Annotated in this window: 25 protein-coding genes; 20 read left to right on the top strand and 5 right to left on the bottom strand. The window is 35.5% G+C overall.

Annotation, left to right across the window (positions count from 1 at the left end; genetic code table 11):
• Positions 1–47 precede the first annotated feature (47 nt).
• Positions 48–287 (top strand): YkoF family thiamine/hydroxymethylpyrimidine-binding protein, encoded by a 240-nt coding sequence (locus JOC73_RS12945; protein ID WP_204403924.1) that lies wholly within the window; start codon positions 48–50, stop codon positions 285–287.
• A gap of 72 nt (positions 288–359) precedes the next feature.
• On the opposite strand, the gene JOC73_RS12940 is transcribed toward JOC73_RS12945, so the two are convergent.
• Entirely contained in the window at positions 360–1,700 is a 1,341-nt protein-coding gene (locus JOC73_RS12940) for a Sapep family Mn(2+)-dependent dipeptidase (protein ID WP_204403922.1), read from the bottom strand.
• Between the two features lie 289 nt (positions 1,701–1,989).
• Between JOC73_RS12940 and JOC73_RS12935 the strand changes: the two genes are divergently transcribed.
• The 7 genes from JOC73_RS12935 (at position 1,990) to JOC73_RS12905 (ending at position 9,930) form a co-directional block, all read left to right on the top strand.
• Positions 1,990–2,358: a hypothetical protein gene (locus JOC73_RS12935; RefSeq protein ID WP_204403920.1), complete on the top strand. Its 369-nt coding sequence runs from the start codon at positions 1,990–1,992 to the stop codon at positions 2,356–2,358.
• 206 nt (positions 2,359–2,564) lie between these two features.
• The gene (locus tag JOC73_RS12930; protein ID WP_204403918.1) at positions 2,565–4,109 is read left to right on the top strand and encodes a putative polysaccharide biosynthesis protein; all 1,545 of its coding nucleotides are present in this window, start codon (positions 2,565–2,567) and stop codon (positions 4,107–4,109) included.
• Positions 4,110–4,277: 168 nt separating this feature from the next.
• Entirely contained in the window at positions 4,278–4,748 is a 471-nt protein-coding gene (locus tag JOC73_RS12925; RefSeq protein ID WP_204403916.1) for an FMN-binding protein, read from the top strand.
• A gap of 16 nt (positions 4,749–4,764) precedes the next feature.
• Positions 4,765–4,947, top strand: a complete 183-nt coding sequence (locus JOC73_RS12920) for a hypothetical protein (RefSeq protein ID WP_204403914.1) — start codon at positions 4,765–4,767, stop codon at positions 4,945–4,947.
• Positions 4,948–5,148: 201 nt separating this feature from the next.
• Complete coding sequence (locus tag JOC73_RS12915) at positions 5,149–7,284, top strand: ribonucleoside triphosphate reductase (RefSeq protein ID WP_204403912.1); 2,136 nt, start codon at positions 5,149–5,151, stop codon at positions 7,282–7,284.
• A 16-nt stretch (positions 7,285–7,300) separates the two neighbouring features.
• Positions 7,301–7,984: an anaerobic ribonucleoside-triphosphate reductase activating protein gene (locus tag JOC73_RS12910; RefSeq protein WP_204403910.1), complete on the top strand. Its 684-nt coding sequence runs from the start codon at positions 7,301–7,303 to the stop codon at positions 7,982–7,984.
• Positions 7,985–8,196: 212 nt separating this feature from the next.
• A complete protein-coding gene (locus tag JOC73_RS12905; RefSeq protein ID WP_204403908.1) occupies positions 8,197–9,930 on the top strand; it encodes a glutamine--tRNA ligase/YqeY domain fusion protein in 1,734 nt (577 codons plus the stop codon).
• Positions 9,931–10,079: 149 nt separating this feature from the next.
• Here the strand turns inward: JOC73_RS12905 and JOC73_RS12900 are convergent, their stop codons facing one another.
• A complete protein-coding gene (locus JOC73_RS12900) occupies positions 10,080–10,625 on the bottom strand; it encodes a GNAT family N-acetyltransferase (protein ID WP_204403906.1) in 546 nt (181 codons plus the stop codon).
• A 150-nt stretch (positions 10,626–10,775) separates the two neighbouring features.
• On the opposite strand from JOC73_RS12900, the gene JOC73_RS12895 reads away from it, so the two are divergent.
• From JOC73_RS12895 to JOC73_RS12865, 7 genes are all read left to right on the top strand, one after another.
• Positions 10,776–11,105 (top strand): winged helix-turn-helix transcriptional regulator, encoded by a 330-nt coding sequence (locus JOC73_RS12895; RefSeq protein WP_330613201.1) that lies wholly within the window; start codon positions 10,776–10,778, stop codon positions 11,103–11,105.
• A 134-nt stretch (positions 11,106–11,239) separates the two neighbouring features.
• Positions 11,240–11,785 (top strand): GNAT family N-acetyltransferase, encoded by a 546-nt coding sequence (locus JOC73_RS12890; RefSeq protein WP_204403902.1) that lies wholly within the window; start codon positions 11,240–11,242, stop codon positions 11,783–11,785.
• Between the two features lie 243 nt (positions 11,786–12,028).
• Positions 12,029–12,406 (top strand): Lin0368 family putative glycerol transporter subunit, encoded by a 378-nt coding sequence (locus JOC73_RS12885; protein WP_204403900.1) that lies wholly within the window; start codon positions 12,029–12,031, stop codon positions 12,404–12,406.
• A gap of 41 nt (positions 12,407–12,447) precedes the next feature.
• On the top strand, positions 12,448–12,780 hold the full coding sequence (locus tag JOC73_RS12880) for a Lin0368 family putative glycerol transporter subunit (protein WP_204403898.1): 333 nt from the start codon (positions 12,448–12,450) through the stop codon (positions 12,778–12,780).
• A 62-nt stretch (positions 12,781–12,842) separates the two neighbouring features.
• Positions 12,843–13,247 carry an arsenate reductase ArsC gene (locus tag JOC73_RS12875; protein ID WP_204403896.1) on the top strand — a complete coding sequence of 135 codons (405 nt, stop codon included), beginning with the start codon at positions 12,843–12,845 and terminating at the stop codon, positions 13,245–13,247.
• A 200-nt stretch (positions 13,248–13,447) separates the two neighbouring features.
• Positions 13,448–14,473, top strand: coding sequence for a DUF4489 domain-containing protein (locus JOC73_RS12870; RefSeq protein WP_204403894.1), 1,026 nt, complete (start codon positions 13,448–13,450; stop codon positions 14,471–14,473).
• A 15-nt stretch (positions 14,474–14,488) separates the two neighbouring features.
• Positions 14,489–14,989: a DUF4489 domain-containing protein gene (locus JOC73_RS12865; RefSeq protein WP_204403892.1), complete on the top strand. Its 501-nt coding sequence runs from the start codon at positions 14,489–14,491 to the stop codon at positions 14,987–14,989.
• A 115-nt stretch (positions 14,990–15,104) separates the two neighbouring features.
• On the opposite strand, the gene JOC73_RS12860 is transcribed toward JOC73_RS12865, so the two are convergent.
• Complete coding sequence (locus tag JOC73_RS12860) at positions 15,105–15,527, bottom strand: hypothetical protein (protein ID WP_204403890.1); 423 nt, start codon at positions 15,525–15,527, stop codon at positions 15,105–15,107.
• Positions 15,528–15,620: 93 nt separating this feature from the next.
• Positions 15,621–16,064: a metal-dependent transcriptional regulator gene (locus JOC73_RS12855; protein WP_204403888.1), complete on the bottom strand. Its 444-nt coding sequence runs from the start codon at positions 16,062–16,064 to the stop codon at positions 15,621–15,623.
• A gap of 171 nt (positions 16,065–16,235) precedes the next feature.
• Here JOC73_RS12855 and zupT point away from each other — a divergent pair, with 171 nt between their 5' ends.
• The 3 genes from zupT (at position 16,236) to JOC73_RS12840 (ending at position 21,357) form a co-directional block, all read left to right on the top strand.
• Positions 16,236–17,045, top strand: coding sequence for a zinc transporter ZupT (gene zupT / locus JOC73_RS12850; protein WP_204403887.1), 810 nt, complete (start codon positions 16,236–16,238; stop codon positions 17,043–17,045).
• Positions 17,046–17,533: 488 nt separating this feature from the next.
• Entirely contained in the window at positions 17,534–20,278 is a 2,745-nt protein-coding gene (locus tag JOC73_RS12845; protein ID WP_204403885.1) for a chemotaxis protein CheB, read from the top strand.
• Positions 20,279–20,280: 2 nt separating this feature from the next.
• Positions 20,281–21,357: a sensor histidine kinase gene (locus tag JOC73_RS12840; RefSeq protein WP_204403883.1), complete on the top strand. Its 1,077-nt coding sequence runs from the start codon at positions 20,281–20,283 to the stop codon at positions 21,355–21,357.
• 26 nt (positions 21,358–21,383) lie between these two features.
• On the opposite strand, the gene JOC73_RS12835 is transcribed toward JOC73_RS12840, so the two are convergent.
• Positions 21,384–21,590 carry a hypothetical protein gene (locus tag JOC73_RS12835; RefSeq protein ID WP_204403881.1) on the bottom strand — a complete coding sequence of 69 codons (207 nt, stop codon included), beginning with the start codon at positions 21,588–21,590 and terminating at the stop codon, positions 21,384–21,386.
• A gap of 858 nt (positions 21,591–22,448) precedes the next feature.
• On the opposite strand from JOC73_RS12835, the gene JOC73_RS12830 reads away from it, so the two are divergent.
• Positions 22,449–23,807 (top strand): rhodanese-like domain-containing protein, encoded by a 1,359-nt coding sequence (locus JOC73_RS12830; RefSeq protein WP_207755113.1) that lies wholly within the window; start codon positions 22,449–22,451, stop codon positions 23,805–23,807.
• 79 nt (positions 23,808–23,886) lie between these two features.
• On the top strand, positions 23,887–24,105 hold the full coding sequence (locus JOC73_RS12825) for a hypothetical protein (protein ID WP_204403879.1): 219 nt from the start codon (positions 23,887–23,889) through the stop codon (positions 24,103–24,105).
• Positions 24,106–24,182 lie beyond the last annotated feature (77 nt).

Raw genomic sequence — 24,182 nt, 5'->3', positions numbered from 1 at the left:
ATACTATATTCGTAATGTAATCCATTAAGTATAGAGGAGGTTTTTCCATGAGAATACATGCAGAAGTGGCCCTATATCCATTAAAAACAAATAATGCTACTCAAGTAATCAATGACTCTATTAGTACTTTGCAAAACCAAAGAGTTAGCTACAATGTAGGTTCTATGGACACCCATATTCAAGGGAATGATGAGGAAGTATGGAATAGCTTAAAGAGCCTATTTAATCAAGCAAAACATGCAGGAGAAGTTAGTATGGTGGTTACCATCACCAATGCGGCTGACTAATCAATTCTCAAAAAGTAAAGGTGATGTGGGGTCTTCACATCACCTTTATTTTTTTAGAGAAACATTTAATATTTATCGTCTAAGAAATTCTGCAATCGTCTCTGTATAAATAATACAACACTTCATCAAAGAATCAATATCAATATATTCGTCTATCTGATGGGCCGATTTTTCTTCACCTGGGAATAGTGCTCCAAAGGCTACAAAATTTTCAAATGCCCTTGCGTAGGTGGCACCACCGGTTGTGATCGGGGTTGCATCAAAATTTGTTTCTCTAGTATAGACAGATTTTAAGATATCCACTAGGAAATGGTTCTCTGGTACATATAAAGAAGGAAGATGGTCCAATTCCTCAAAGTTAAGTTTATATTGGTCAGCCTTATCCAACAGAAGAGAAACGACTTCCTCTTTAGTTTTAGTGACTGGGTAACGGATGTCTAAATATAGTTCCTGTTTATCAAAGTCAATGATTACCTTCCCCATATTAATAGTAATTTTTCCAGATACCACGTCCATAAAATCACCAAATATATTGGTGCCATGGGGGTCTAGACCAATCTCTTGAGCAATGAAATCGATTAATCTTGTATGGATTCCCTGTTGGTGGAGGGTTTTACCTGCTAGACCAATGGCATTTAATCCCTTCCAGCTTTTTGCTGAATGGACAGACTTACCATGGAAGTAAATTTCTACAATATCTCCATTCAACTGCAACTTAATTGATTCATTTTCGTCTAATTCATTAAAAGCGCCTTTACCACGATATTGACAATAATCCGCCACACTGTTGAGGGCAACTCCACCCTTAAGGATAAAGGTAGCACCTTCATTCATGGAGAGCTTAGCCTCCAGTAGACCCTTCTCGGCATTGATTAAAGGAAAATCAGAATCTGGAGTAAAGCCATAGTGGGGGGGTTCTTCAAGTTCTTTATATTTATTAATCCCCTGCCAGCGGGTTTCCTCATTTGTACCAAGGATCAAACGAACCCTTTTATTTAAAGGAACACCAGAGTCTTTAATAGCCTTCATAGCATATAGGGTGGCAATTAATGGTCCCTTATCGTCAATGGCACCCCGTCCATAGATACGGTTATGGTGGATTTCCCCTTTAAAGGGTGGATAGGTCCACTGGGTAGGGTCACCAGTAGGCACCACATCAAGGTGGGCTAGCAGACCAATTAATTCTTCACCAGAACCCATTTCTATGTAACCATAATAGCCTTCATGATACTTGGTTTTAAAGCCCATTTTTTCCCCTAAAGCTAATACATAATGGAGGGCTTCATCTACCCCTTCCCCAAAGGGCTTGTCATCCAGTGGAGGAGCCTCAACACTGTTAATTTGGATAAATTTTTGCAATGAAGTAATTAGTTCGTGTTTAAAATCTTTAATAGTAGTATGTATTTTGGTCATATTTATACCTACACTCCCCTCGATTATCTAAGGATTACCCTTATATAATACCACAATATTTAAGAAATAAACTGATGGGTGAATTGTAATTGGAAGGATATGGAGTAGTTTTTAAAAAAAATATCAACTTTTATTGAAAATATATTGATAAAAAGTAATTTATAGTGTAAAATTACACTATAGTCGTTGATATTAAATAGAAATATAGGTAGGTGATTACCATTTGAGTATTATGGTGATGATACTAGGTCTTTTAATTATTCTAGTTGTTATGGGAGGGGTTATTATTATGGCAAGAAACTTTAACTTAAGAAGTGTCTATCTTTACTTAGTTTGCCTCATTACTTTGATTATTTTTATTTTTGGAACAATCTTTACGATTCAACGGGTGGTGGATCTAGCATTGGATACTGGGCATTATTATATGACCTTAGAGGATTATTCCGAAAGATTTAGTTATCGTGGGCTAGAAGGGAAGGATCAAGCGGATGAACTGACAGAGGAAGAAGTTGAAGCACGATATGAAAAATTTGTGGAACAAGAAAAGGAAAGAGCTAGAGCAAATCACGCAAGACAACTGGCTTCACATGCTTCGGCTATGGTGGTAGGGGGCATATTCTGGGTTTATCATTGGAAAAAAATTAAAAATGACGAGTAGAATTTTTCTGAGATATACTAAAATTAGCAAAATTAATCATTAACAAAAAACAGTTCTTTAGTTGGGAGTATACCATCTATCGAACTGTTTTTTTGATGAGAAGTAAAAAATGTAGAAATTTTGTAAAGGTTGTAAAGCAAAATCATAAAGGACATTGGTGTTGGAATATACATAATTAAAAGTTTATTTAAGAAGGAGATTTTTTTATGTCTAACAATAAATTCTTGAAAGGGGCCTTTATTTTAGCCTTTGCCGGTTTATTTGCAAAATTCTTGGGAGTATTTTTTAAGATTCCTCTCCAAAGATTGATCCACGACGAAGGGATGGGATTATTTGGTTTGCCATATCCCATTTATACGGTTCTTTTAGGGGTTTCCCTCATTGGTTTTCCCGCTGCCATATCAAAGGTGATTTCAGAGAAATTAGCCGTCAATGATCACTATGGGGCAAAGAGGGTCTTTAAGGTTTCTTTTTTTATGCTATTTACAATAGGAATATTTACTTCGTTATTTTTATATTTCACCGCCCCTTATATTATTCAACTACTGGATTGGCCACAGGAGGCTTATCATTCCATTGTTGGGTTGGCATTTGCTCCGTTTTTTGTTTCCGTGATGTCGTCATTTAGAGGATACTTTCAAGGAATGCAATTTATGCTTCCCACCGCCTTGTCCCAGATAGCAGAACAGGTGGGGAGGGTGGTCATAGGCGTTGGTTTGGCATATTTTGTAGTGGATAAAGGAGTTGGTTATGCCGCTGGTGCCGCTTCCTTTGGTGCAACAGCAGGGGGGATTTTGGGAATGCTGGTAATGCTGATATACTATTGGAGGTTTAATAGAGGGGAAAGTGGTAAAATCAAAGCCCCTTTGATAGAAGAAAAAACTTGGCACATCATCAAAAGACTTTCTTGGTTGGCACTTCCCATTACGATTGGAGCGGTATTAAGCTCCATTATGGGGTTGATTGATTCCATTATCGTTCACTCGAAGTTAATTAATAGTGGTTTTACAGTGGAGGGTGCCACAATTCTATATGGTCGTCTTACAGGAAAAGCAGTTACCCTGATGAATGTACCCTTGACCTTTAGTATGGCTATGGCAGCCAGTTTGGTGCCTGCTATTTCAGAATCATTTAGTGGTAACAGACGGGTTGAATTGCAGGAAAAAATATCAGCAGGTATCAGAACTACGATTATCATTGCTTTGCCAGCAGCTGTAGGCCTCTCCCTGTTGTCTCAAGAAATTGTTCATCTTTTGTGGGGAAAGGCTGAAGCAGGGGGAGAGATTTTGAGATTCTTAGCTATCAATGTCGTTTTCATTTCACTTGCGCAAACCTTAACCAGTATACTTCAGGGAATGAATAGGGTGTTTATTCCAGTAAGAAATCTTATAGTTGGGGTTGTTGTGAAAATGATTGTCAGTAATATGCTTTTGGTAACCTATCTAAATATTATTGGAACGGTGATTGGTACCATCTGTGGATATATTGTTATTATGTTTCTGAATTTTTATGAGGTAAGAAAGATGGTTAGATTTAAGGTGGAAATAAAAGAAATGGTAATGATCCCTATTATTGCAGTGATTATGATGACGATGGGGGTGAAGCTAACCTTCTACTATGGTCAACTCTTGATAGGGATTGAAGCTATAAGTACTCTACTGGCTGTAGGAATAGGTGTCATATGTTATTTTGCTGTCATCTTTTGCATGGGGGGAATTAGTTTTAAAGATAAAAAATTTATTTTTTTCTAATACTTCTATACAAAAGCCCTTTAAGTGATTTATTTTTTAAAAAAATCTAATGAAAACTTTTATACCACCACTTCTAAGGTAATTTCATGAATAGAGGTGGTATTTATTATCCAAAATAGTATCAAGCAAATAAATTATTTTGCAAAAATACTTACGGAGGGGATACACATGAGAAAAAGTAGATTACTATCCTTAATCTTAGTTGTTGCTATGATTTTGATGATGGGAGTGGGTTGTCAGCCTGCTGAAGATCCAACACCAGATCCATCACCTGCTCCTGCACCAGCACCAGACCCGGATCCCGATCCAGTTGGCTTCGAAGATGGGAAATATGAAGCGGAAGGGGAAGTTGATGAAAGAGGTTGGAAGCCCTTCATTGAAATCACAGTAGCAGATGGTAAGATTACAGAAGTAAGCTATGATGAAATCAACGAGGAAGAGCAATTAAAAACTGAAGATGAAGAATATAATGCAAAATGGAAAGAAAAATCTGGAGTGAGTGCACCTGAAGCATATCCACAATTGGAGCAAGATTTGATTGAAAAGCAGAATGTAGAAAAGGTTGATGCTGTAACTGGAGCTACTAGTTCAAGTGAAAGCTTTAAAGAAATGGCGAAAAAGGCATTAGCAAAAGAATAGTAGAGGAGGTATTTTTATGAACCAGAAATTTATGATAAGAACAGAGAATGGCCTATCTGACCCAATCACAAGGGAAGAGGCCCTTAAAAGAGTAAAAGAATATGCCCACCAAGGAGTAGAGGCATATATCGTATCAGAAGACGAAGGTCAAAGAATTAAAGCAGCCGGAAATAAATTCAATAAACCAACTTGGAGTTAATTTAAAGGGACGTTTGTCGAAACGTCCCTAATTATTTTTTTGAGATAATAAATAAGTAAGCATAAGAAAGAATAGGGAAGAAATTTTAAGAAAAGAAGACTAATATAAGACCTTAGTACCCTTGTGTTTTATCCCTCATATCATGTAAGATATACAATATGTAGTACATAGCACAGATAAAAATACAATAGGAGGGGTATGATGGCTGTTACTAAGATACAAAAGAGAAATGGGGAAATCGTTGATTTCAACAGTAGTAAAATCAAAGATGCCATTTTTGCAGCGGCTAAATCAGTAGGGGGAAAAGATGAAATGGCGGCGGTGAAGCTGACCAAAATTGTGATTGAAATCGTCAATGAAACCTACGGGGCGAGTATACCTTCAGTGGAAGATATACAAGATCTAGTGGAGAAGGTATTAATTGAAGAAGGCCATGCCAAAACAGCTAAGGCATACATCCTATATAGAAGACGACATGAAGAGATTAGAGAAGTAAAGAATGTCTTTATGGATGCAGAAAAAATGGTGGAAGAATACGTGAATCTTGAGGATTGGCGTGTTAATGAAAATGCCAATATGGGATTCTCATTACAGGGGCTTAATAATCATATTGTTGAGAGTATTACTTCAAAGTATTGGTTAAATAAAATATATAGTAAAGAATTAAGGGATGCCCATATTAGAGGGGATCTTCATATACATGATTTAGGACTTTTAGCACCCTATTGCTGCGGTTGGGATTTAGAAGCTTTTTTAAGAAAAGGCTTTAGGGGAGCAGCGGGGAAAATTGAATCAAAACCACCAAAGCATTTTGAATCGGCCTTAGGTCAATTAGTAAATTTATTATATACATTACAAGGGGAATCAGCAGGAGCACAAGCAGTATCCAGTATTGATACTTATTTAGCACCATTTATATATTTCGATAACATGGATTATAAACAGGTTAAAAAAGCAGTTCAGAGATTTATATTTAACCTAAATGTACCAACTAGAGTAGGTTTCCAAACTCCCTTTACAAATATCACGTTAGATATTACACCCCACCAGCTACTAAAGAATCAAAAGGTAATCATCGGGGGTGAAACAATGGATAAGACCTATGGTGAGTTCCAAAAAGAAATGGATATGTTCAACCAAGCCTACTGTGAAGTAATGATGGAGGGGGATGGAGCAGGTAGAGCCTTTAGCTTCCCAATCCCAACAGTAAATATCACAAATGATTTCCCTTGGAATTCCCCGGTGGTAAATTCCATTATGGAAATGACCCGTAGATTTGGTACACCATATTTTGCAAACTTCATCAACTCTGATTTATCACCAGAGGACATCCGTTCTATGTGTTGTCGACTGAGACTCGATAATCGTGAGCTTAGAAAAAGAGGTGGAGGACTGTTTGGCGCCAATCCCCTAACAGGTTCCATCAATGTAGTCACCCTAAATATGGCAAGAATCGGTTATACCTCCAGTACACCAGAGGAATTCAAAAAACGAGTTCGAGAATTAATGGAGTATGCAAAGCAAATTTGTGAAGCGAAAAGGGAAATGCTAGAGGGATATATGGAGGTTGGACTATATCCTTATTCTAAATTCTATCTACAAGGGGTAAAGGACAGCACAGGAGAGTATTTCAAAAACCACTTCTCCACCATTGGATTAAATGGGATGAATGAAGCTTGCATCAACCTTTTAGGAAAAGACATTGCGACAGAAGAAGGTAATGAATTTGCAGTAGAGATCATGGAATTTATGAATAGAGTCATTTCAATTTTCCAAGAGGAAACAGGTAGCCTTTGGAATCTGGAGGCATCCCCAGCAGAAGGAACTGCCTATCGTTTTGCAAGAATGGATAAAAGAGTTTATCCTAAAATCTTTACCCAAGGGGAAGAAGAGCCCTATTATACAAATTCAACCCAATTACCAGTGGGGCATACGAAGGATATTTTTGAAGCCATTGAATTACAAGAAAAGCTCCAAACCCTTTATACAGGAGGAACAGTTCTTCATGGCTTTATTGGTGAAGAAATCCATGATGTAGAAACATGCAAACTGTTGCTACAAAGAATTATGGAAAATAGCGAGATTCCCTATTTTACCTTAACGCCAACCTTCTCAATCTGTTCTGATCATGGATATATCTCCGGAGAGCATTTTGAGTGCCCACAATGTGGTAAAGAAGCAGAGGTTTGGACTAGAGTAGTTGGTTTCCATAGACCTGTTCAGGCTTGGAACAAAGGGAAAAGAGAAGAATATAAAGACCGACTAGAGTTTGATCCAACTGTAAGTCTAAATAATAAAATCGAAATGGTTAAAGAAGTAAAGGCAAGCGTAGTTTAATCAAGGAGGGGAGTCAATGAATATTCTAGGAATTGAAAAATCTTCCTTTATAGACTACCCTAATAAAATTTCAACAGTTATCTTTACAGGAGGGTGCAACTTTAGTTGCCCCTTTTGTCATAACGGGCATCTGTTGAAATCGGGAGCTACCCCCATAGGGGAAGAAGAAGTCCAAAACTTTTTAAAGAAAAGAAAAAAATTCGTAGATGCCGTCTGCATCACAGGTGGGGAGCCAACCCTTCAAAAAGACTTGAAGGATTTTATAAGAGAACTTAAAAAAGATGAATTTTTGGTAAAATTAGATTCCAATGGCACCAATCCCTACGTCTTAAAGGGCCTTATAGAAGAAGGGTTAGTAGACTATATTGCCATGGATGTAAAGGCACCCCTCGCTAAATATCATTCTGTGGTGGGGAATATGGTGGATGGGGAGGATATTAGAGAAAGTATTCATTTAATTCAAAACAGTGGCATCGACTACGAATTTCGAACCACCGTCTGTCAAGAACTACTAATGGTGGAGGATATACTCCAACTTGCAGAGTCCATCAAGGGTAGTAAAAGATACTTCTTACAAAACTTTAGGGATGGAGAACAGGTCTTTGGGGGAGTAAATAAATATACACCCTATGACAAGGAAGTTATGGAAAAAATTAAAGACCAAATTAAGGATTGGTTTGAGGTCTTTAAAATTCGGTAACCCATGTGGTTAATTTTAAAGGTTTTTTAACGAAGAGATTGTCGTGGATATATTGACAAATAACGGTATATAATATAGAATATCAACAAATCAGTTAGTGTATTAAGCAATAGAACTGGCTAAGTACAATGAGGAGATTCTACAAACCCTGAGGAGTTACAAATGGTGACTTCATAGGGTTTTGCTTAATATGTCCAGAGGAGGTATTGTTTATGGCAACAGAACATGAAAACACACTTCTTCCTTCAAATTTTCTGACTAGAATAGTTGAAAAGGATATTGAAGAGGGAGTATTTGAAAGGGATATACATACACGTTTTCCCCCCGAACCAAACGGTTACCTCCATATCGGAAGTGCCTATGCCATCAATATAAGCTATAGTATAGCAGAAAGATTTGGTGGAAAGTTTAACCTTAGATTTGATGATACGAATCCTGCTAAGGAAGACATAGAATATGTTAACTCTATAAAGGAAGATATGCAATGGATGGGTTTTGATTGGGAGGATCGTTTATTCTATGGGTCCGACTATTTTGAAGAAATTTATCAAGGGGCTATTACATTAATTAAAAAGGGTAAAGCCTTTGTATGTGATTTAAGCGCTGCAGAAATGCGGGAGTATAGAGGAACCTTAACAGAGCCTGGGAAGAACAGTCCCTTTAGGGATCGTTCAGTAGAAGAAAACCTAGAGCTATTTGAAGGAATGAGGAATGGAAAGTATCCAGAAGGATCTAGAGTATTAAGGGCTAAAATAGATATGTCATCCCCTAATATAAACCTAAGGGATCCTGTTATTTATCGTATTCAATACAAACATCATTATAGAACAGGGGATGCTTGGTGTATCTATCCTATGTATGACTATGCCCATCCACTACAGGATGCTTATGAAGGAATCACCCACTCCCTATGTTCGATTGAATTCAAGGATCACCGGCCTCTTTATGAATGGGTACTAAACGAATTGGAGATTCCAAGCCCACCAAAACAAAGGGAATTCGGAAGAATGAACCTAAAGGGAGTTGTCACCAGCAAGCGATATCTAAGAGAGCTAGTAGGTGGCGGATTTGTTGACGGATGGGATGATCCACGTCTACCAACCCTAAGGGGATTAAGGAGAAGAGGATATACTCCAGAAGCCATCAAACATTTCTTAGGAGAAATCGGGACTTCCAAGAGTGAAAGTGTTGTTGACACAGCTATGCTAGAACACAGTATTCGTGAAGACCTAAAGACTAAAGTACCTAGTGTTATGGCGGTATTAGATCCTCTAAAGGTAATCATCACCAACTATCCAGAAGGTGAAGTGGAATATCTAGATGCTGAGAATAACAATGACAACCCAGCGCTAGGCAGTAGAAAAATGCCCTTCTCTAGAGAAATCTATATTGAGAGGGAAGACTTTATGGAGAACCCTCCAAAAAAATACTTTAGGTTGTTTCCTGGTAATGAAGTTCGTTTAAAGCATGCCTATTTCATCAAATGTGAAGAGGTAATCAAAAACGATGCTGGAGAAGTGATCGAGTTACGTTGTACTTATGACCCCGAGACAAAGAGTGGTACTGGATTTACCGGAAGAAAAGTAAAAGGCACCATCCATTGGGTATCAGCACAGGAGGCAGTGAAGGCGGAGGTACGTCTTTATGATCATCTCCTGAAGGATGAAAGTGAAGAAGAGATAGAAGAAATACCAGCAGATCAAGAAGAGGAAGCGATCGTAACAGCCAAGGAATCAATTAATTGGAATGATAAAATCAATCCAGAATCCCTAATCATTCTAAAGGAATGTTATTTAGAGCCATTCTTAAAGGATGTTAAACCAGAGGATAAGTTCCAATTTATGAGACATGGCTACTTCACTGTGGATACTAAATATTCAACATCAGAAAAGCCAATATTCAACAGAATTGTTTCATTAAAAAGTTCTTGGAAGCCACAAAAGTAATTCTAAAATAAAAGATTGATATAAGAAAGCCCCCTTAGGGTGGAAGTACTGGAGATTTAGACAGAACTTCTACTTAAAGGGGGTTTTAGTTATATTGATATATCTGTGGTATGTGTTTTTCTGTAATTGCATGTTATATATTACAGTGGTTATTTTATTTTCTTCAACACCGTAATAAACCCATCCAAAATTTGATGACTGACACTGAAACCTTTATTTTGATAAAACTTCAATGCCCCATCATTACCATTAGATACAAAAATAAAAAAATCTTTTATGGAATTAAAGGACTTCAACCAGTCCATACTCCTTTCGAATAAAACGGAGCCAATCCCTGCTCCACGATACTCGTCTTTTATATAGAACTGAGAAAGACAACCTACATCTTCCCCCTCAACAGAATCAAAATCAAAGAAATCTACAGGATCTAGGGTTGCAAAACCACCAGAGTAAATGTACTTGGATGTAATATTGCTATAGGCATATCCAACCACTACATCGCCATCCTTAGCAATGATGATAAAGTTTTCTTTCGCACCCTTCACGGAGGGAGCTAATCTAGTTTCAAAACTCATATTGTCAAACCACTCGGGATGAATGTGGGCTTTGGATTGCTGGTAAGCCATTAATTCATTACATAGATTTTTGATTGTACTTATATCATTTTGAGATATTACTTCATAATGGATTTTCATACTAATCCTCCTTTAAAAAATTTGATAGAATTTGCAAAGTTACTTGATTAATCCAGCGACTTTGATATGATTATACCAATTAGAAGAATAATAACAAGTACGTAGTATTTTCTGAGTAAGGAAGTAAAAACTGAGTATTGGAGTGATATGGTGAAGGATAAAAAGGTATATAAGAGCTCCTTGGATCATTGTCCGTTGACTTTTGCATTAAAAATTATTGGTGGAAAGTGGAGGTTGCCTATTATTTGGGCTTTAAGTAAGTCTGAAACTATGAGATACAATGAATTGAAAAGAAATATAGATGGAATTACCAATATGATGTTGACTCAGACGTTAAAAGACCTAGAAGCTAATAATATTATCAAACGTCAACAATATATGGAAGTACCACCAAGGGTTGAATATGCCCTAACTGAAAATGGAGAAAATCTGATACCGGCGCTAAAGCAACTGGCAAATTGGGGAAAGAGAATTAAATAAACTGTTTTTTCATAGAAGTGTTTCGGAGGAATTTCTATGGCTTTATGAGACTGGTGTTTTCAATAAAGAAGAATTGGACGTTATTAGACTTAATGGATTAAAATAATATATATTAATCAGAGGGGGATACGATAATGATCACAAAGGTAAATCTTGAGCTGTTTCACCGATTGGAAGGGGATCTAATTTATTTTAAACCTATTTCAACTGATGATACTGAAGCTGTACATAGTTATGCATCGGATATGGAAGTTAAGAGGTTTATAGGGTGGAATCTAATGAAAAATATTGAAGAAACCCGAGCATATATTGAAGAACTGGTTCGAAGGGAGGCGGCAGGAAACCATTTATATGCCTCTATAGTCCTTAAGTCTACCCACGAGGTGATTGGTACAGCAATGATCTTTGGTTTTGACCATGGTGCTAAACATGCTGAAATTGGCTATCTGTTCAACAAGAATCACTGGGGAAAAGGCTATGCTACTGAAGCCATTAAGTTGATGAGTGATTTTGCATTTGAAACTATGGATCTGCATAAGCTCCATGCTCAGGTGGTGGAGGCCAATACTGGGTCAAGTAGGGCTTTAGAAAAGAACGGATTTATCGTAGAGGGACGGTTAAAAGACTACTATTTTATAGAGGGTAATTACTACGATAAACTTATTTTGGGTAAGTTGTAATTTGGATTAATAAAATGCAATAGAACAATGAAATAAGAAATAGAGAAATAGAAGCACCTCCTAGGTAGAAATAGCAGATAACTAAAGCTATCTTCTATCTAGGGGTTTTCTTATACATTATGGGAATATTGATACAATATGATTTACAATGTTAAATGTATGAAAAACACATTGACAAGTATAAATATATCATAGATAATTATCTATGTATTCATTAATGTTATCAATAGAGGGGATGAAAACATGAGAAATTTTAGCACGATTATAGGTGGAGCCATCGCTGGAATTTTTGTAATGGGGGTCTGGGGTAAGTTTGTTGTAGACTATGGAATCGCAGGAGGATGGTTTGCAGCTTTAGTTATCATTGGGACTATGTGGTTCTTAAATCATCACATTGGGATTCTTCATAATCCTCCTGAAGGTGCATGGGTGGATATGGGACTAGCAATAGGGGTGTGTGGTATGCTGATTCCAGTATTTCGTTGGGGAAGTGTTGAACCCTTAGTTAAAGCGATTCCTACCCTAACGATTGTAACTTTAGGGGCTATTGCAGGAGGGATTTCGGCAGCTGCAATTCAAAAAGATCTAGTAAAGGAAGCAAGCGACAGTAAAAAATCATAACAAATTACATTATAAATACATGTCTGGAGGGAGAAGGAAGGATGACGTTAGGATTTGCTATTTCTACATTCGTTGGGGCATTTATATTTCCATTTCTAATTAGTATGTGTTGGGGTAAAATGGTGGAAGCATGGGGAGCAATAGGTGGTTGGATGGCTGCTGGCTTTATAGTAGGAACAACTTGGGCTCTAAATCATGGTGTTGGGTTCATTTATCAAAGTGGTGCTTTGGTGGATCAGGCTTGGGCAGCAGGGGTCGGATTGTTGGCAGGTGCGATTTATTCTGGAGCAAGTCTAAAAAAGTCAGTGCCTACAATTCTGTCTTCTATCGTAGGCGGGGCGATCGCTGCCTTTGTAATAGCGATGTCTGGATAGAAAAATAAAAATTAATCATATCAAAATTATACTAATATATATAATCATTGGAGGTTAGCAAAATGAAAAAAAAGGTTGCATTTGTATGTATTCACAACTCCTGTCGTTCTCAAATGGCAGAAGGATGGGCAAAACACTTGGGTTCAGATGTATTGGAGGTGTATTCAGCAGGAACAGAAGACTACCATGAAGTAAAACCATTGGCAGCTCAAGTGATGGAAGAGGCAGGGGTAAATATGTCAGAGCATTATCCTAAGCTTCTATCAGATATACCAGAGGAAATTGATATTTTGGTTACTATGGGATGTGGAGTAGTGTGCCCATTCGTTCCTTGTAAACATGAGGAAGATTGGGGATTGACAGATCCATCTGGTGGACCAATAGATGGATTTAGAGAAACGAGGGATATCATCAAAGGTAAGGTTGAGGATCTGATTCAAAGAGTCAAAAAGGGAGCGTTATCATAATAGTAAAAGAGCTTACATGACACAAAATATAAAGACAGATATTAATGGCTTTGTTTAATTATAAAAGAACCTCCTAGAGATAGGAGGTTTTATATTTGTAGTATATCATATGTAACAGTCACTATCCCTACTACATACTATGGAATCAAAAATGATTGTTTGTAATCGGAGATAACATAATAGTGTGAGGAGGAAAATACATGAATAAAGACTGTTATGGACCTTATGTTAAGTGTGGGAGGGTATTTCAGCCAGACTTGCCTAACCAGCTAGATCAAAGTCAACCCCCTATCATTTTAGCAGAAGTTTTTGTTGATACAGTAAAAGTTGAACGACCATGCGTGGTAATAAAGTTCTCGGAATTTATTAATTTTACTGTTGTAGGATTGGACTCAAAGTTGAGTATCATTTATAGGTTAGTCAGAGAAGAAGAAGCAAAAGTATATCCTCAAATTCTTCAAGAATGGCAATTTGAATTTGATTCTGCCTTGCCGTTGGAGATTTCTAATGTAGCTAGTAGTCAGCCAACTGTGCTTAGCTATTGTGATTGTTTAGATAAAGATGACACCAATAAACTAACCTATAGAATCGAAATCGTTGAAATTAAAACAAACAATGTTAGAAACTACGATATCACTAATAAAAGTATTATCGCAAATGTTTTGTATGACCAAGAGGAGCGTAAGAAGACATTCTCTAGACAGAAGGTCTATTATAATAAACTATATTATAATAAAAAAACAGGACTTTACGATAGTGATAAGGATTGTAATCCTTTTGTTCAATGTGGAAAAGTATTTAATCCAGTTCTACCCCTTCAACTAAGCAGAGAAGCACCACCTGTTGTATTAGCTGAAGTAAAGGTTGATATTGATAGGAACGTAAACAAATGTGTATTGGTGGACTTCTCAGCTTTCCTTACTTCGATATTAAAGGGAGAAAACTTCAATAGTCTAACTTTTAGATTAGTAAAAACATGTTCAGATTATACTAGGCAAGTTCTACGAGAGTGGCCTTTTAGAAGAGCATTTGTTAATAATTCAAATATTAAAGAACCAATCGTGTATGATTATTGTGATTGTTTTAAATCAAAGATTAACATGAGCTGTACCTATACATTTGAAATAGTAGAGGCAAATCTGTCACAACAATCCTATTATGCTATTAGTCAAAAGAGTATGACAGCTTTAGTCTACTGTGGGAAAAATCAACAGGGATCATGTTAGAAGGGGGAGATGATTATGTTTGGTTACGCTGGTCAGCCTATTTTAAATTGTGGTAAAGTAAGGGTAGTAGATATACCCTACGAACTAACCCCTTACGAGCCACCAATAGACTTAGCAGAGGTTAAAATGAATACAGGAGATATACAAAGCCCCTGTGTTGTCATTAATTATTCTCAAAATTTAGAGTTTACTTTTGAAGATCTTAATCCTGTCCTAAGTATTGTATATCGATTGGTTAGAAGGTCTAACCCTACAGGAAATCTAATTGTATTAAATGAATGGAATTATCGGGTATCCGAAGTGATTCCCACTACAGTACAAAATGTGGATACCACTGAGCCCTTGGTAATAAACTACTGTGATTGCTTAGACGATAACTGTGGGAAGTCCTTCACGTATATATTACAGATAGCTGAAATCGTTACAGAAAATACTAGTTTTAACATATCAAATCAAGAAATATCTGGTATCGTCAGCTGTGGAGCCATGGTAGATGAAAAGTGCAACATGATGTAATTAAAAATAGGCTTGTAAGTATTCGATAGAGTAGTTGACAATTATAGAGAAATGATAAAACCTCCTAGTGATAGGAGGTTTTATATATAGAAGTAGAATTAGGTTAAAACATCCACTAGGATGCTTTTGCTTTGTCTTCAACTTCCTTTTTCGCATCTGCAATTTTAGCCTTTTCCCATGCTAGATAATCCTGGTGCAATTTCAAAGATTGCTTCATTGTTTTATCCTGTACATTGGAAGGGTCCTTTAGAATCTTTGTCATTTGCATTAATTGAATTTCTAAATATTTTGGATTTTGGAGTTTAGCAGCAAAAGAGGATTTGTCCGATTTCTTCTTTTTAGCAGCCAAAAGCGTCTCTTTAAACATGAGCAACTGGAAACTATGCTTCTTTTGTTTTGGAACTTGCTTTGAGTGTTCTTGTACTTGATTAAAGAAATTTTCTAGATTACGTTTTTTATAATAATAGAATGCTGTACCGATACCAGCTATAGTGATACCTGAAATTGCGACTACAGTTAATACGCCAGTAATATCCATTAATAAGTCCTCCTTTTTAAGATATACCATTTTATTTTAGCATAAATTCAGTATTAAATATACTATCAATATTCATTTTTAATCGACAACCTTTCATTTATTGTCGATAGTAGATTCCTGATACATTCTGAGTTTTTTCATTATATCAGGATTTTTTTCGAGAAAGTCTAAAAAATCAACGATGTTCAATAAGGTGTCTTTGCTTATAGCATGTTCAATTTTTTCTGTTTCTGTTTCAATACCTAGAGTCACTCCTATTGTCTTTAAAAACTCCATAATAATATTATGACGTTTTAATAAAGAACTTCCTCTTTTTTTTCCTGCCTCTGTCAATCTGACTACACCATATTTTTCATAATCCACAAGGCCTATAGAGGCTAATTTTTGAATCATTCTAGTAACGGAGGGAGGCTGAACACTAAGTTGTTGAGCTAACTCATTTATTCTAGTAAAACCATCATTAATAGACAAACGATAGATCATCTCAAGGTAATCCTCCATGGAGGTTGTTAATTTAGCATTAGATTTGTAATTCATTGATTTCACCTCTTACTATTTATATGCCTTAATAAAGCCTATGCAAAAAATGCTTTTTTATGAAAAAGGTAGCAAGATTTTATTTTTCTCATATCTTAATATTAGGCTTATAAATTACCTTAAGGCAACTAATTTACTATTAAGTAAAAATAATATTAGGAGGTTGTATAAATGGGTGAAGGATTATTTTTTGCATTTAGCTTAACATTATTTGCTGGCCTGGCTACTGGAATTGGGAGTATCATTGCCTTGTTTACAAAAAAGACAAACAAGAGATTTCTTTCAGCTGCCCTTGGGTTTTCAGCAGGGGTGATGATATATGTTTCGATGATAGAAATTTTCGTTAAAGCACAGGATAAATTAGTGGCAGATTTGGGATTTCCTTTAGGTCTATGGGTTAATATGATAGCTTTTTTCGGTGGAATGTTCTTAATAGCTTTGATTGATAAATTAATTCCTTCTTTTGAAGAGGCCCATAATAGCACGAACGAAGGGGATGAAGAATTAAATGAAAACAAAGACCTTAAAAAATTACTCAGGATGGGTATGTTCACTGCCTTAGCAGTGGCAATCCATAATTTCCCTGAGGGATTTGCAACATTGATATCAGCCCTAGAAGATCCAGCTCTAGGTTTAAGTATAGCGGTGGCAATTGCAATACACAATATCCCTGAGGGGATAGCCGTATCTGTACCTATTTTCTTTGCAACAGGGAATAAATGGAAAGCCTTTAAATACTCTTTTTATTCAGGTATAGCAGAGCCGATTGGAGCTTTAGTAGGCTATCTGATTTTAGCTCCCTTCATGACAGATACGATTTTCGGCATTGTATTTTCAGCAGTAGGTGGCATCATGGTATTTATATCCTTAGATCAACTTTTACCAACAGCAAGGGAATATGGAGATCACCACTTATCCATTTATGGTATGATCCTCGGTATGATTGTGATGGGCATTAGTTTAATTTTATTTGCTGCATAATAGTTGTTATAAAATGAAGATGACTAAGCTGGTGATTTTGAGGTAGTATCAGCTTTTGAAGATCATGTTGCTGCCTACAGTAAAAATCTATGGTTCATTAAGTCTATGCTGGCATAATTAAATAATTAAGATGATAAAGATAGCCCCCGCGCTGGGGGCTGTCTTTATGTAATCGCACTTGTAGTTAATATAAAATTATTGATGGAGAAGTCGTTAACGAAAGGGAGGGAAGGATTAGTAAAAAATTTATATTTAAGGAAAAGGTAGAGGGTACTATAGAGGACGATGCATAAATGGAAATGTGATGCTGATATATATTTAATGGACTTTGTATAGATTATTCCAAATAATTAAGGTATAATTAGGTTTAGTGTCTGATAGAGAACTCATAAAACGTTAAACAATTGTTATTAGGAAGTATACGTTATTAATCTACAGATAATATCTGAGGATTATTTTTTTATTTTTGCTAAACAAGGAGGAAGCTGATGGTAATGGGTAAAGGGCATAGGGCAACTGAAGAAAAGGATAGGAAAGAAAATAAAGACTACTACGTAGTTGGAATAGGTGCTTCAGCTGGGGGACTAAAAGCATTGAAGAGTTTCTTTGAAAATGTTCCAGTAACAGATAATATAGCTTTTGTTGTCGTACAACATTTATCCCCTGATTATAAAAGTATGATGGTGGATATACTTTCAAAATATACAACAATGCAAGTCTTAGAGGCACAAGAAGATATGAGTGTTGAAACGGGTAAAATCTACTTAATTCCTCCAAATAAGCTACTGACCATAAAAGAAAATAAATTGCACCTTACCCAATTAAATCCTCAATATAAACTTAACCTAGCAATAGATGTTTTTTTTAATTCTCTTGCTGAAAATTTTCAAAACAAGGCAATAGGAGTTGTATTATCTGGTGCTGGTAATGATGGTACAAGAGGAAGCAAAGATATTAAAGAAGCTGGGGGGATGGTGATGGTGCAGGATGAGGATTCAGCGGAGTTCCCAAGTATGCCCCAGAGTATTATTATAACAGGCATATATGATCATAAGTTGCCCCCTTCTGAAATGGGACAGCAGCTTTTATCATATATACATCAACCCTCTATTGTTCAAGGAAACGTAAATAGAACAGAGAAGGATGAAATTCAAACGGAAGAAGAGGCATTAAACATCATTTATGGACTTTTGAAATTACAACTAGGTATAGATTTTTCTTATTATAAGCAAAATACTATATTGCGTTGCATAGAGCGAAGAATGAAAGTTTGTCAAATGGCTGATCTAAATGATTATGTAGCATATATATATCGAGACTCAAGCGAAATACATAAACTAAATCAGAGTCTACTGATTGGAGTAACTAAGTTTTTTAGAGATATAGAAGTATTTGATCTCTTGAAGGAACAAATTATACCACAGATTAGTTCAACTAAAAACAGGCTAAATACACTAAGAATATGGATAGCAGGCTGTTCTACAGGTGAAGAAGTATACTCCATTGCAATGTTAATTTTAGAGTATATGGAAGAACATAATCTACGCTTCAATGTTAAGATTTTTGCTACAGATGTTAATCGCGATTCTATTGAATTTGCAAGTCGAGGGATATATCCACAAAGCTGTGCTGTAGACATTCCAATTAGAAGGCTTGAGAAGTACTTTAATAAAAAAAATGATGGCTACCAAGTTATTGAGGAAATTCGGGATATGGTAATTTTCTCTAATCATAATATAGTAAGTGACCCACCATTTCATAAAATGGATTTAGTTAGTTGTAGAAATCTCTTTATTTACTTCCAATCGTTTATTCAAAAAAAACTCTTGAAATATTTCCATTTTGCTCTTAATCAAGGAGGGTATTTGCTATTAGGTAGTAGTGAAACAATTAATGATGAAGTAAGTGAGTTGTTTGTAAACATAAATACAAAATGCAAAGTATTTAAAGCCAGTTCGAAGAACAGACAGACATTGCTAGATTATTCCCAAACAGCCCTTAGCCTAGATAAATCTTTTAATACAAGAATTACAAATTACTCTGCAACAGAGAAAAAGCAAAATAAAAAAAGTGTGGAAGAGATACAACAAAAATTAATTAGTGAATATGTACCACCATGCGTTATTATCGATAAAAATCATAAAGTAATACATACAAGTGGGAATATTAACAAATACATACAGTTACCAAATGGAGCTATTGATTTAAATATTTTCAAGATGGTACCCCAAAGCTTATCATTTATATTGGGCACGGCAATAAACAGAGCGAAAAAAGAAAAGGTAAAAACTGTATACAAAAATTTAAGGTTTTCTTTCAATGATTGGGAGGAAATTATTAATGTTACTGTTAGACCCTTTAGTGAAAGCAATGAAACAATGATGATTATAATAGAAGAAAAAGAACAAGAGGAAGGAGATCATGAGTTAGTACAAAACAATCATACAATTAATACAATTAATACAATTAATACAATTCATGTAGAGAAGTCAATGCAAAATAGAATCAATGACTTAGAGTATGAACTTAAAGAGACTAAGGATGCTTTACAAAACACATTTGAAGAAATAGAAACATCAAATGAAGAACTACAATCGGCAAACGAGGAATTGTTGGCATCAAATGAGGAACTCCAAAGTACTAATGAAGAGATACAGTCAATAAATGAGGAATTGGCCACTGTTAATGCTCAGTATGCCATAAAGATTGAAGAATTAACCGAACTAAATAATGATATGGATAATTATATTAGAAGTACAAATATTGGCATGATCATTTTAGATCGAGATTTTCTAATAAGAAGATTTACGCCTACTATTAAAGAAGAAATAAACCTTATGGACTTTGATATTGGCCGTCCAATTAAACACATCTCCCATAATTTGAAAAATATTGATCTCTCAAAAGAGGCAGAAGAGGTATTAGGCTCTTTTATACCTAAAGAGTTGGAAGTGCAAAGCACTAGAGGAAGCTGGTTTATATTAAAGGTCACTCCATATCGTACTGAGCAAGATTTTGTTAAGGGAGTTGTTATCACATTAGTAGATATCACGAAGCAAAAGGAAATGATTGAGATAATCAAAGATAGAGAAGAAAAATATCGACAGCTTTTCAACAATGCCAACGATATGATCTTTGTCAATGCCTTTGATGAAACAGGACAGCCTAACAAACTAATAGAAGTCAATAATACAGCATTAGGTTATTGGGTTACACAAGGAAGGAATTACTAAAAATGCCTTTTAATGATTTAATTGAGCCTTCCTGGATGGAGGATTTTAGTAATATTAAAAAGAAGGTTGTTTCTAGTAATAGTGCCACCTTCGAAATATGTTACCTAACGAAAGATAATAAACCTTTACCCGTAGAAGTCAACTCCCACTTGTTTATGTTAAAAGAAGAAATGGTTATTCTATCTATTGTAAGAGATCTAAGTGAAGGCTATAGGAACTTAGAGCTGGAAGCAAAGGTTGAACAAGAAGAGAAGTTGCTTAAGGAAGCATTAGAGTATGATCAACTTAAAACGGAGTTCTTCTCAAATCTTTCCCATGAACTCAGGACTCCATTGAATGTAATTTTAGGGACTTTACAGCTTTTTGAATTAAATTTTAAAGATTTATATCTTAATATAGAAACAACAAAATCGACTAAACAACTAAATATATTAAAACAGAATTGTTACAGACTTTTACGATTAACTAATAATTTAATTGACATAACAAGAATTGATGCAGGATTTTATCAAGTTAATCCTCAAAGCTGTAATATAGTTAGTATAGTCGAACAAATTACAGGATCGGTTGCTGAGTATGTAGCTAATAAATCTGTAGACTTAATATTTGATACTGATGTAGAAGAAAAGATAATCTCTTGTGACCCTGATCAAATTGAAAGAATTATTCTGAATCTACTGTCGAATGCCATTAAGTTTACTAAGCCATTGGATACAATTACGGTGAGTATTGAGGACAAGCAAAGTCATATCTCAATATCAGTGCATGATACCGGAGTAGGGATACCACAAAATAAGTTAGATATTATATTTGAAAGATTTAGACAAGTAGACAAGTCATTTACGAGAAAACATGAAGGTAGTGGAATAGGACTTTCTCTAGTTCAATCTCTGATTAAATTGCATGGGGGAAGTATTCAAGTAGAAAGCGAATATGGGAAAGGTTGTAAGTTTACAGTAATACTTCCTGCTATTTTAGATGAAGAAGCAGATGAGTTAGTATATCTAAGTTATAGGACCATCAATGAAAATATCGAAAGGATTAGCATCGAGTTTTCAGATATATACGATATCCAATAATGGAGCTATAAAATTATTCCCTCGGACTACTGTTTCGAGGGAAATTTATTAAACTTATAATTATTCAATAGGATTTCTGAAGGAGTAGGAGTATATCCAATAATAACTCTATGACCTGTATTTTCATAGTGAAGGAGAGCGTATTCCTCAAGCCAATGTCTATTTGCGTCCTCATCTAATATTTTATTGCAATTAGGACAATAAGCCATGTAAGTAATTTTCTGATCTTCCATTATAAAAAACCTCCTAAAAAAAATTTGATATTAATTAATCTTTAACATGTATACGCAACTGTATACATTCATATACCAAACAAATATTAAAGATTGATTACACTCAGAAGTTAATGGACGCATATTCCTATATTAGTGTTGCTTAAAATATTTATAATCATATCCAATAGTAAAATGAACTCACTCTAAGGCCAAAATAGAAAATTGTAGAAATTTGCAGAAATATGACATATAAAAGTTAAAATCGACAAGAAAATTCGACAAATTATTAGTATATAATTCTATATATTATAACTATGCAGGTTGGACAGAGAATGGATGGGTAATTCAGCCAGGTGAAACTATTTGGCCGAACGTAAGAATAAAAGTGCCAAGTGATGCAAATTTACAAAGTTGGGGTGCAAAAAACTTATTCTTTGAAGCAGAGGTAGTAAAATAAGAGTTAAGGTTTAAAGTTTAAGTAGTTAAAAGAATCAATCATTATGTAAATGTAATTCTAAAAAGTCAATGTTGTTTTAAGAAGATGATTTCTGTACTTAACGGGAGTCATCTTTTTAAGTATAATTAAGAGTAAAGATAGATTGGATTGCATCTTTTTTACTCAATTTCACCACAAGATTTGTATCTAGGTTAATAGTTTCTAGGTGATCCATTAGCCTTCTGAAAATCAGTAGCTCTTTAGATTCCTTACTGGAATTTTAGCAAAGGAAGTTACTATAAAATATATCTATAGAACATGATGCTATCATTTAAGATTTCTAATTGACCTAAGGAGCTTAGTACTATATATTAATAGTTGCTAAAATGTAAACGTGTTTATACCTAATTAACAATTATTGTATATAGGAGGAGAAGATTATGACAAAAAGAAAAATATTAATCTTAGGGATTATCTTATTAATGACCTTAGGAATCTTCGTAGGATGTAAAGGGAATATTAGCCAAACCAGTGAAGTACCTGATGAACTAGGGGACGTAAAGATTGGAGTTATAACAACTGAGGAACTGGCTGAAAAGATAAATGATACGAAAGTGGTTGTGGTAGATATCCGCCCTGAATCGGCTTATATTGGGTGGCAATTGGAGAATGAAGCAAGGGGTGGTCATATAAAGGGAGCTGTTGATTTTCCAATGGCTTGGGCATCACTTGTTAAGGAAGAAGAGCTTAAGGGTTTGCTGGAGAAAAAAGGCATCACTCCCGAAAAGACTGTTGTAGTATACGATACTAAAGGCGAAGAAAGTGAAAAAATGGCTAGACTTTTAGTTGACATGGGATATGAAAATGTACTAAATTATCAAGATGGTCTAGCGGCTTGGGCAGCAGACAAAAGCTTACCAATGGACAAATTGGCAAGATTCGAAAAACTGGTTCATCCAGAATGGATTGATCAATTAATTCAAGGCAAAAAACCATCGACTTACGAAGGTAATGAATATAAAATTTTTGAGGTAGCTTGGGGTGAGCCAACAGACTATACCAAGGGGCATATTCCAGGGGCATACTATTTAGATACAAACTTATTAGAAGAGGAACCAATTTGGAATAGAGTCTCGGATGAAGCGATTGAAGCAATGCTTTTAGCCAATGGGATTACCCATGATACAACTGTAATATTATATGGACAAGACACGACTCCTGCTGCACGGGCAGCTTCTGTTATGTTATATGCAGGAGTTAAAGATGTTCGTATTTTAAATGGAGGATATGCAGCATGGGTAAATGCAGGTTTTGAAGAAGAAACGGGAATCAATGTACCAGAGGCAGTAAAAAGCTTTGGATTAGAAATACCTTCAAATCAGAAATATATAATTGATTTAGAAGAAGCAAAAGACGTATTATTAGATCCAAAGGCTGAGCTCGTAAGTATAAGAAGCTGGGGGGAGCATATAGGAGAAACCAGTGGATATAGTTATATTACACCTAAGGGTCGTATAAAAGGTGATGTGTGGGGCCATGGGGGTAGTGATGCTTATAATATGGGAGATTTCCGAAATGTTAACAACACCATGAGAAACTATCATGAGATTAATGGCTTTTGGAGAGATTATGGTATTACGCCTGATAAAGGAGCTTACTTCTATTGTGGAACGGGATGGAGGGCGAGCGAAGCATTTTTTGCAGCCTATTTAATGGGTTGGGAGAATATCGGTGTATATGATGGTGGTTGGTATGAGTGGAGTATGGATGAGGCTAATCCTATTGTAATAGGGGAATAACTAAATTCTTTTGAGAAGAAGCAACTGGAAAGGATAGGTTGCTTTTTTCTATTATGTTTCACAGAAAGGAGGAGGGGAGATGTATTATACAAATAGGTCAGACGGGACTGTTACCAAATTAATTTCTTTCTTATTGGAGCGACTTATCCCCTTATTAGCTTGGTTATCGGTGTTGGTTAGTTTTTTATTACAGTATTTGATAAAAAGGTATATGGGGTTACATAGAGATTTAGTCCATCGGAACAGAATTTTATTGACAACAGTTTTAACTCCAACCCAAATGTATTTGGTAAAATAAAAATCAAGCAGAACGGAAGTTAAAAAACCACGCAAAAAATGGAAAAAATCCATTGCAAGCACCCCGTAAATATAATA

The organism is Alkaliphilus hydrothermalis (genome assembly GCF_016908555.1).
Lineage (GTDB): Bacteria > Bacillota > Clostridia > Peptostreptococcales > Natronincolaceae > Alkaliphilus > Alkaliphilus hydrothermalis.
The sequence above is the reverse complement of the archived record's forward strand: the minus strand, read 5'-3'. Positions and strand labels throughout refer to the sequence as shown.

What these genes read in the sequence shown, in the direction of transcription:
- JOC73_RS12880 (WP_204403898.1), top strand. Translation starts at nt 12,448, where the DNA reads ATGACGTTAGGATTTGCTATTTCTACATTCGTTGGGGCATTTATATTT.
- zupT (WP_204403887.1), top strand. Translation starts at nt 16,236, where the DNA reads ATGGGTGAAGGATTATTTTTTGCATTTAGCTTAACATTATTTGCTGGC.
- JOC73_RS12900 (WP_204403906.1), bottom strand. Translation starts at nt 10,625, where the DNA reads ATGAAAATCCATTATGAAGTAATATCTCAAAATGATATAAGTACAATC.
- JOC73_RS12835 (WP_204403881.1), bottom strand. Translation starts at nt 21,590, where the DNA reads ATGGAAGATCAGAAAATTACTTACATGGCTTATTGTCCTAATTGCAAT.
- JOC73_RS12890 (WP_204403902.1), top strand. Translation starts at nt 11,240, where the DNA reads ATGATCACAAAGGTAAATCTTGAGCTGTTTCACCGATTGGAAGGGGAT.
- JOC73_RS12915 (WP_204403912.1), top strand. Translation starts at nt 5,149, where the DNA reads ATGGCTGTTACTAAGATACAAAAGAGAAATGGGGAAATCGTTGATTTC.
- JOC73_RS12920 (WP_204403914.1), top strand. Translation starts at nt 4,765, where the DNA reads ATGAACCAGAAATTTATGATAAGAACAGAGAATGGCCTATCTGACCCA.
- JOC73_RS12935 (WP_204403920.1), top strand. Translation starts at nt 1,990, where the DNA reads ATGGCAAGAAACTTTAACTTAAGAAGTGTCTATCTTTACTTAGTTTGC.
- JOC73_RS12840 (WP_204403883.1), top strand. Translation starts at nt 20,281, where the DNA reads ATGCCTTTTAATGATTTAATTGAGCCTTCCTGGATGGAGGATTTTAGT.
- JOC73_RS12910 (WP_204403910.1), top strand. Translation starts at nt 7,301, where the DNA reads ATGAATATTCTAGGAATTGAAAAATCTTCCTTTATAGACTACCCTAAT.
- JOC73_RS12845 (WP_204403885.1), top strand. Translation starts at nt 17,534, where the DNA reads ATGGTAATGGGTAAAGGGCATAGGGCAACTGAAGAAAAGGATAGGAAA.
- JOC73_RS12875 (WP_204403896.1), top strand. Translation starts at nt 12,843, where the DNA reads ATGAAAAAAAAGGTTGCATTTGTATGTATTCACAACTCCTGTCGTTCT.
- JOC73_RS12930 (WP_204403918.1), top strand. Translation starts at nt 2,565, where the DNA reads ATGTCTAACAATAAATTCTTGAAAGGGGCCTTTATTTTAGCCTTTGCC.
- JOC73_RS12830 (WP_207755113.1), top strand. Translation starts at nt 22,449, where the DNA reads ATGACAAAAAGAAAAATATTAATCTTAGGGATTATCTTATTAATGACC.
- JOC73_RS12925 (WP_204403916.1), top strand. Translation starts at nt 4,278, where the DNA reads ATGAGAAAAAGTAGATTACTATCCTTAATCTTAGTTGTTGCTATGATT.
- JOC73_RS12945 (WP_204403924.1), top strand. Translation starts at nt 48, where the DNA reads ATGAGAATACATGCAGAAGTGGCCCTATATCCATTAAAAACAAATAAT.
- JOC73_RS12885 (WP_204403900.1), top strand. Translation starts at nt 12,029, where the DNA reads ATGAGAAATTTTAGCACGATTATAGGTGGAGCCATCGCTGGAATTTTT.
- JOC73_RS12860 (WP_204403890.1), bottom strand. Translation starts at nt 15,527, where the DNA reads ATGGATATTACTGGCGTATTAACTGTAGTCGCAATTTCAGGTATCACT.
- JOC73_RS12870 (WP_204403894.1), top strand. Translation starts at nt 13,448, where the DNA reads ATGAATAAAGACTGTTATGGACCTTATGTTAAGTGTGGGAGGGTATTT.
- JOC73_RS12865 (WP_204403892.1), top strand. Translation starts at nt 14,489, where the DNA reads ATGTTTGGTTACGCTGGTCAGCCTATTTTAAATTGTGGTAAAGTAAGG.
- JOC73_RS12825 (WP_204403879.1), top strand. Translation starts at nt 23,887, where the DNA reads ATGTATTATACAAATAGGTCAGACGGGACTGTTACCAAATTAATTTCT.
- JOC73_RS12905 (WP_204403908.1), top strand. Translation starts at nt 8,197, where the DNA reads ATGGCAACAGAACATGAAAACACACTTCTTCCTTCAAATTTTCTGACT.
- JOC73_RS12940 (WP_204403922.1), bottom strand. Translation starts at nt 1,700, where the DNA reads ATGACCAAAATACATACTACTATTAAAGATTTTAAACACGAACTAATT.
- JOC73_RS12855 (WP_204403888.1), bottom strand. Translation starts at nt 16,064, where the DNA reads ATGAATTACAAATCTAATGCTAAATTAACAACCTCCATGGAGGATTAC.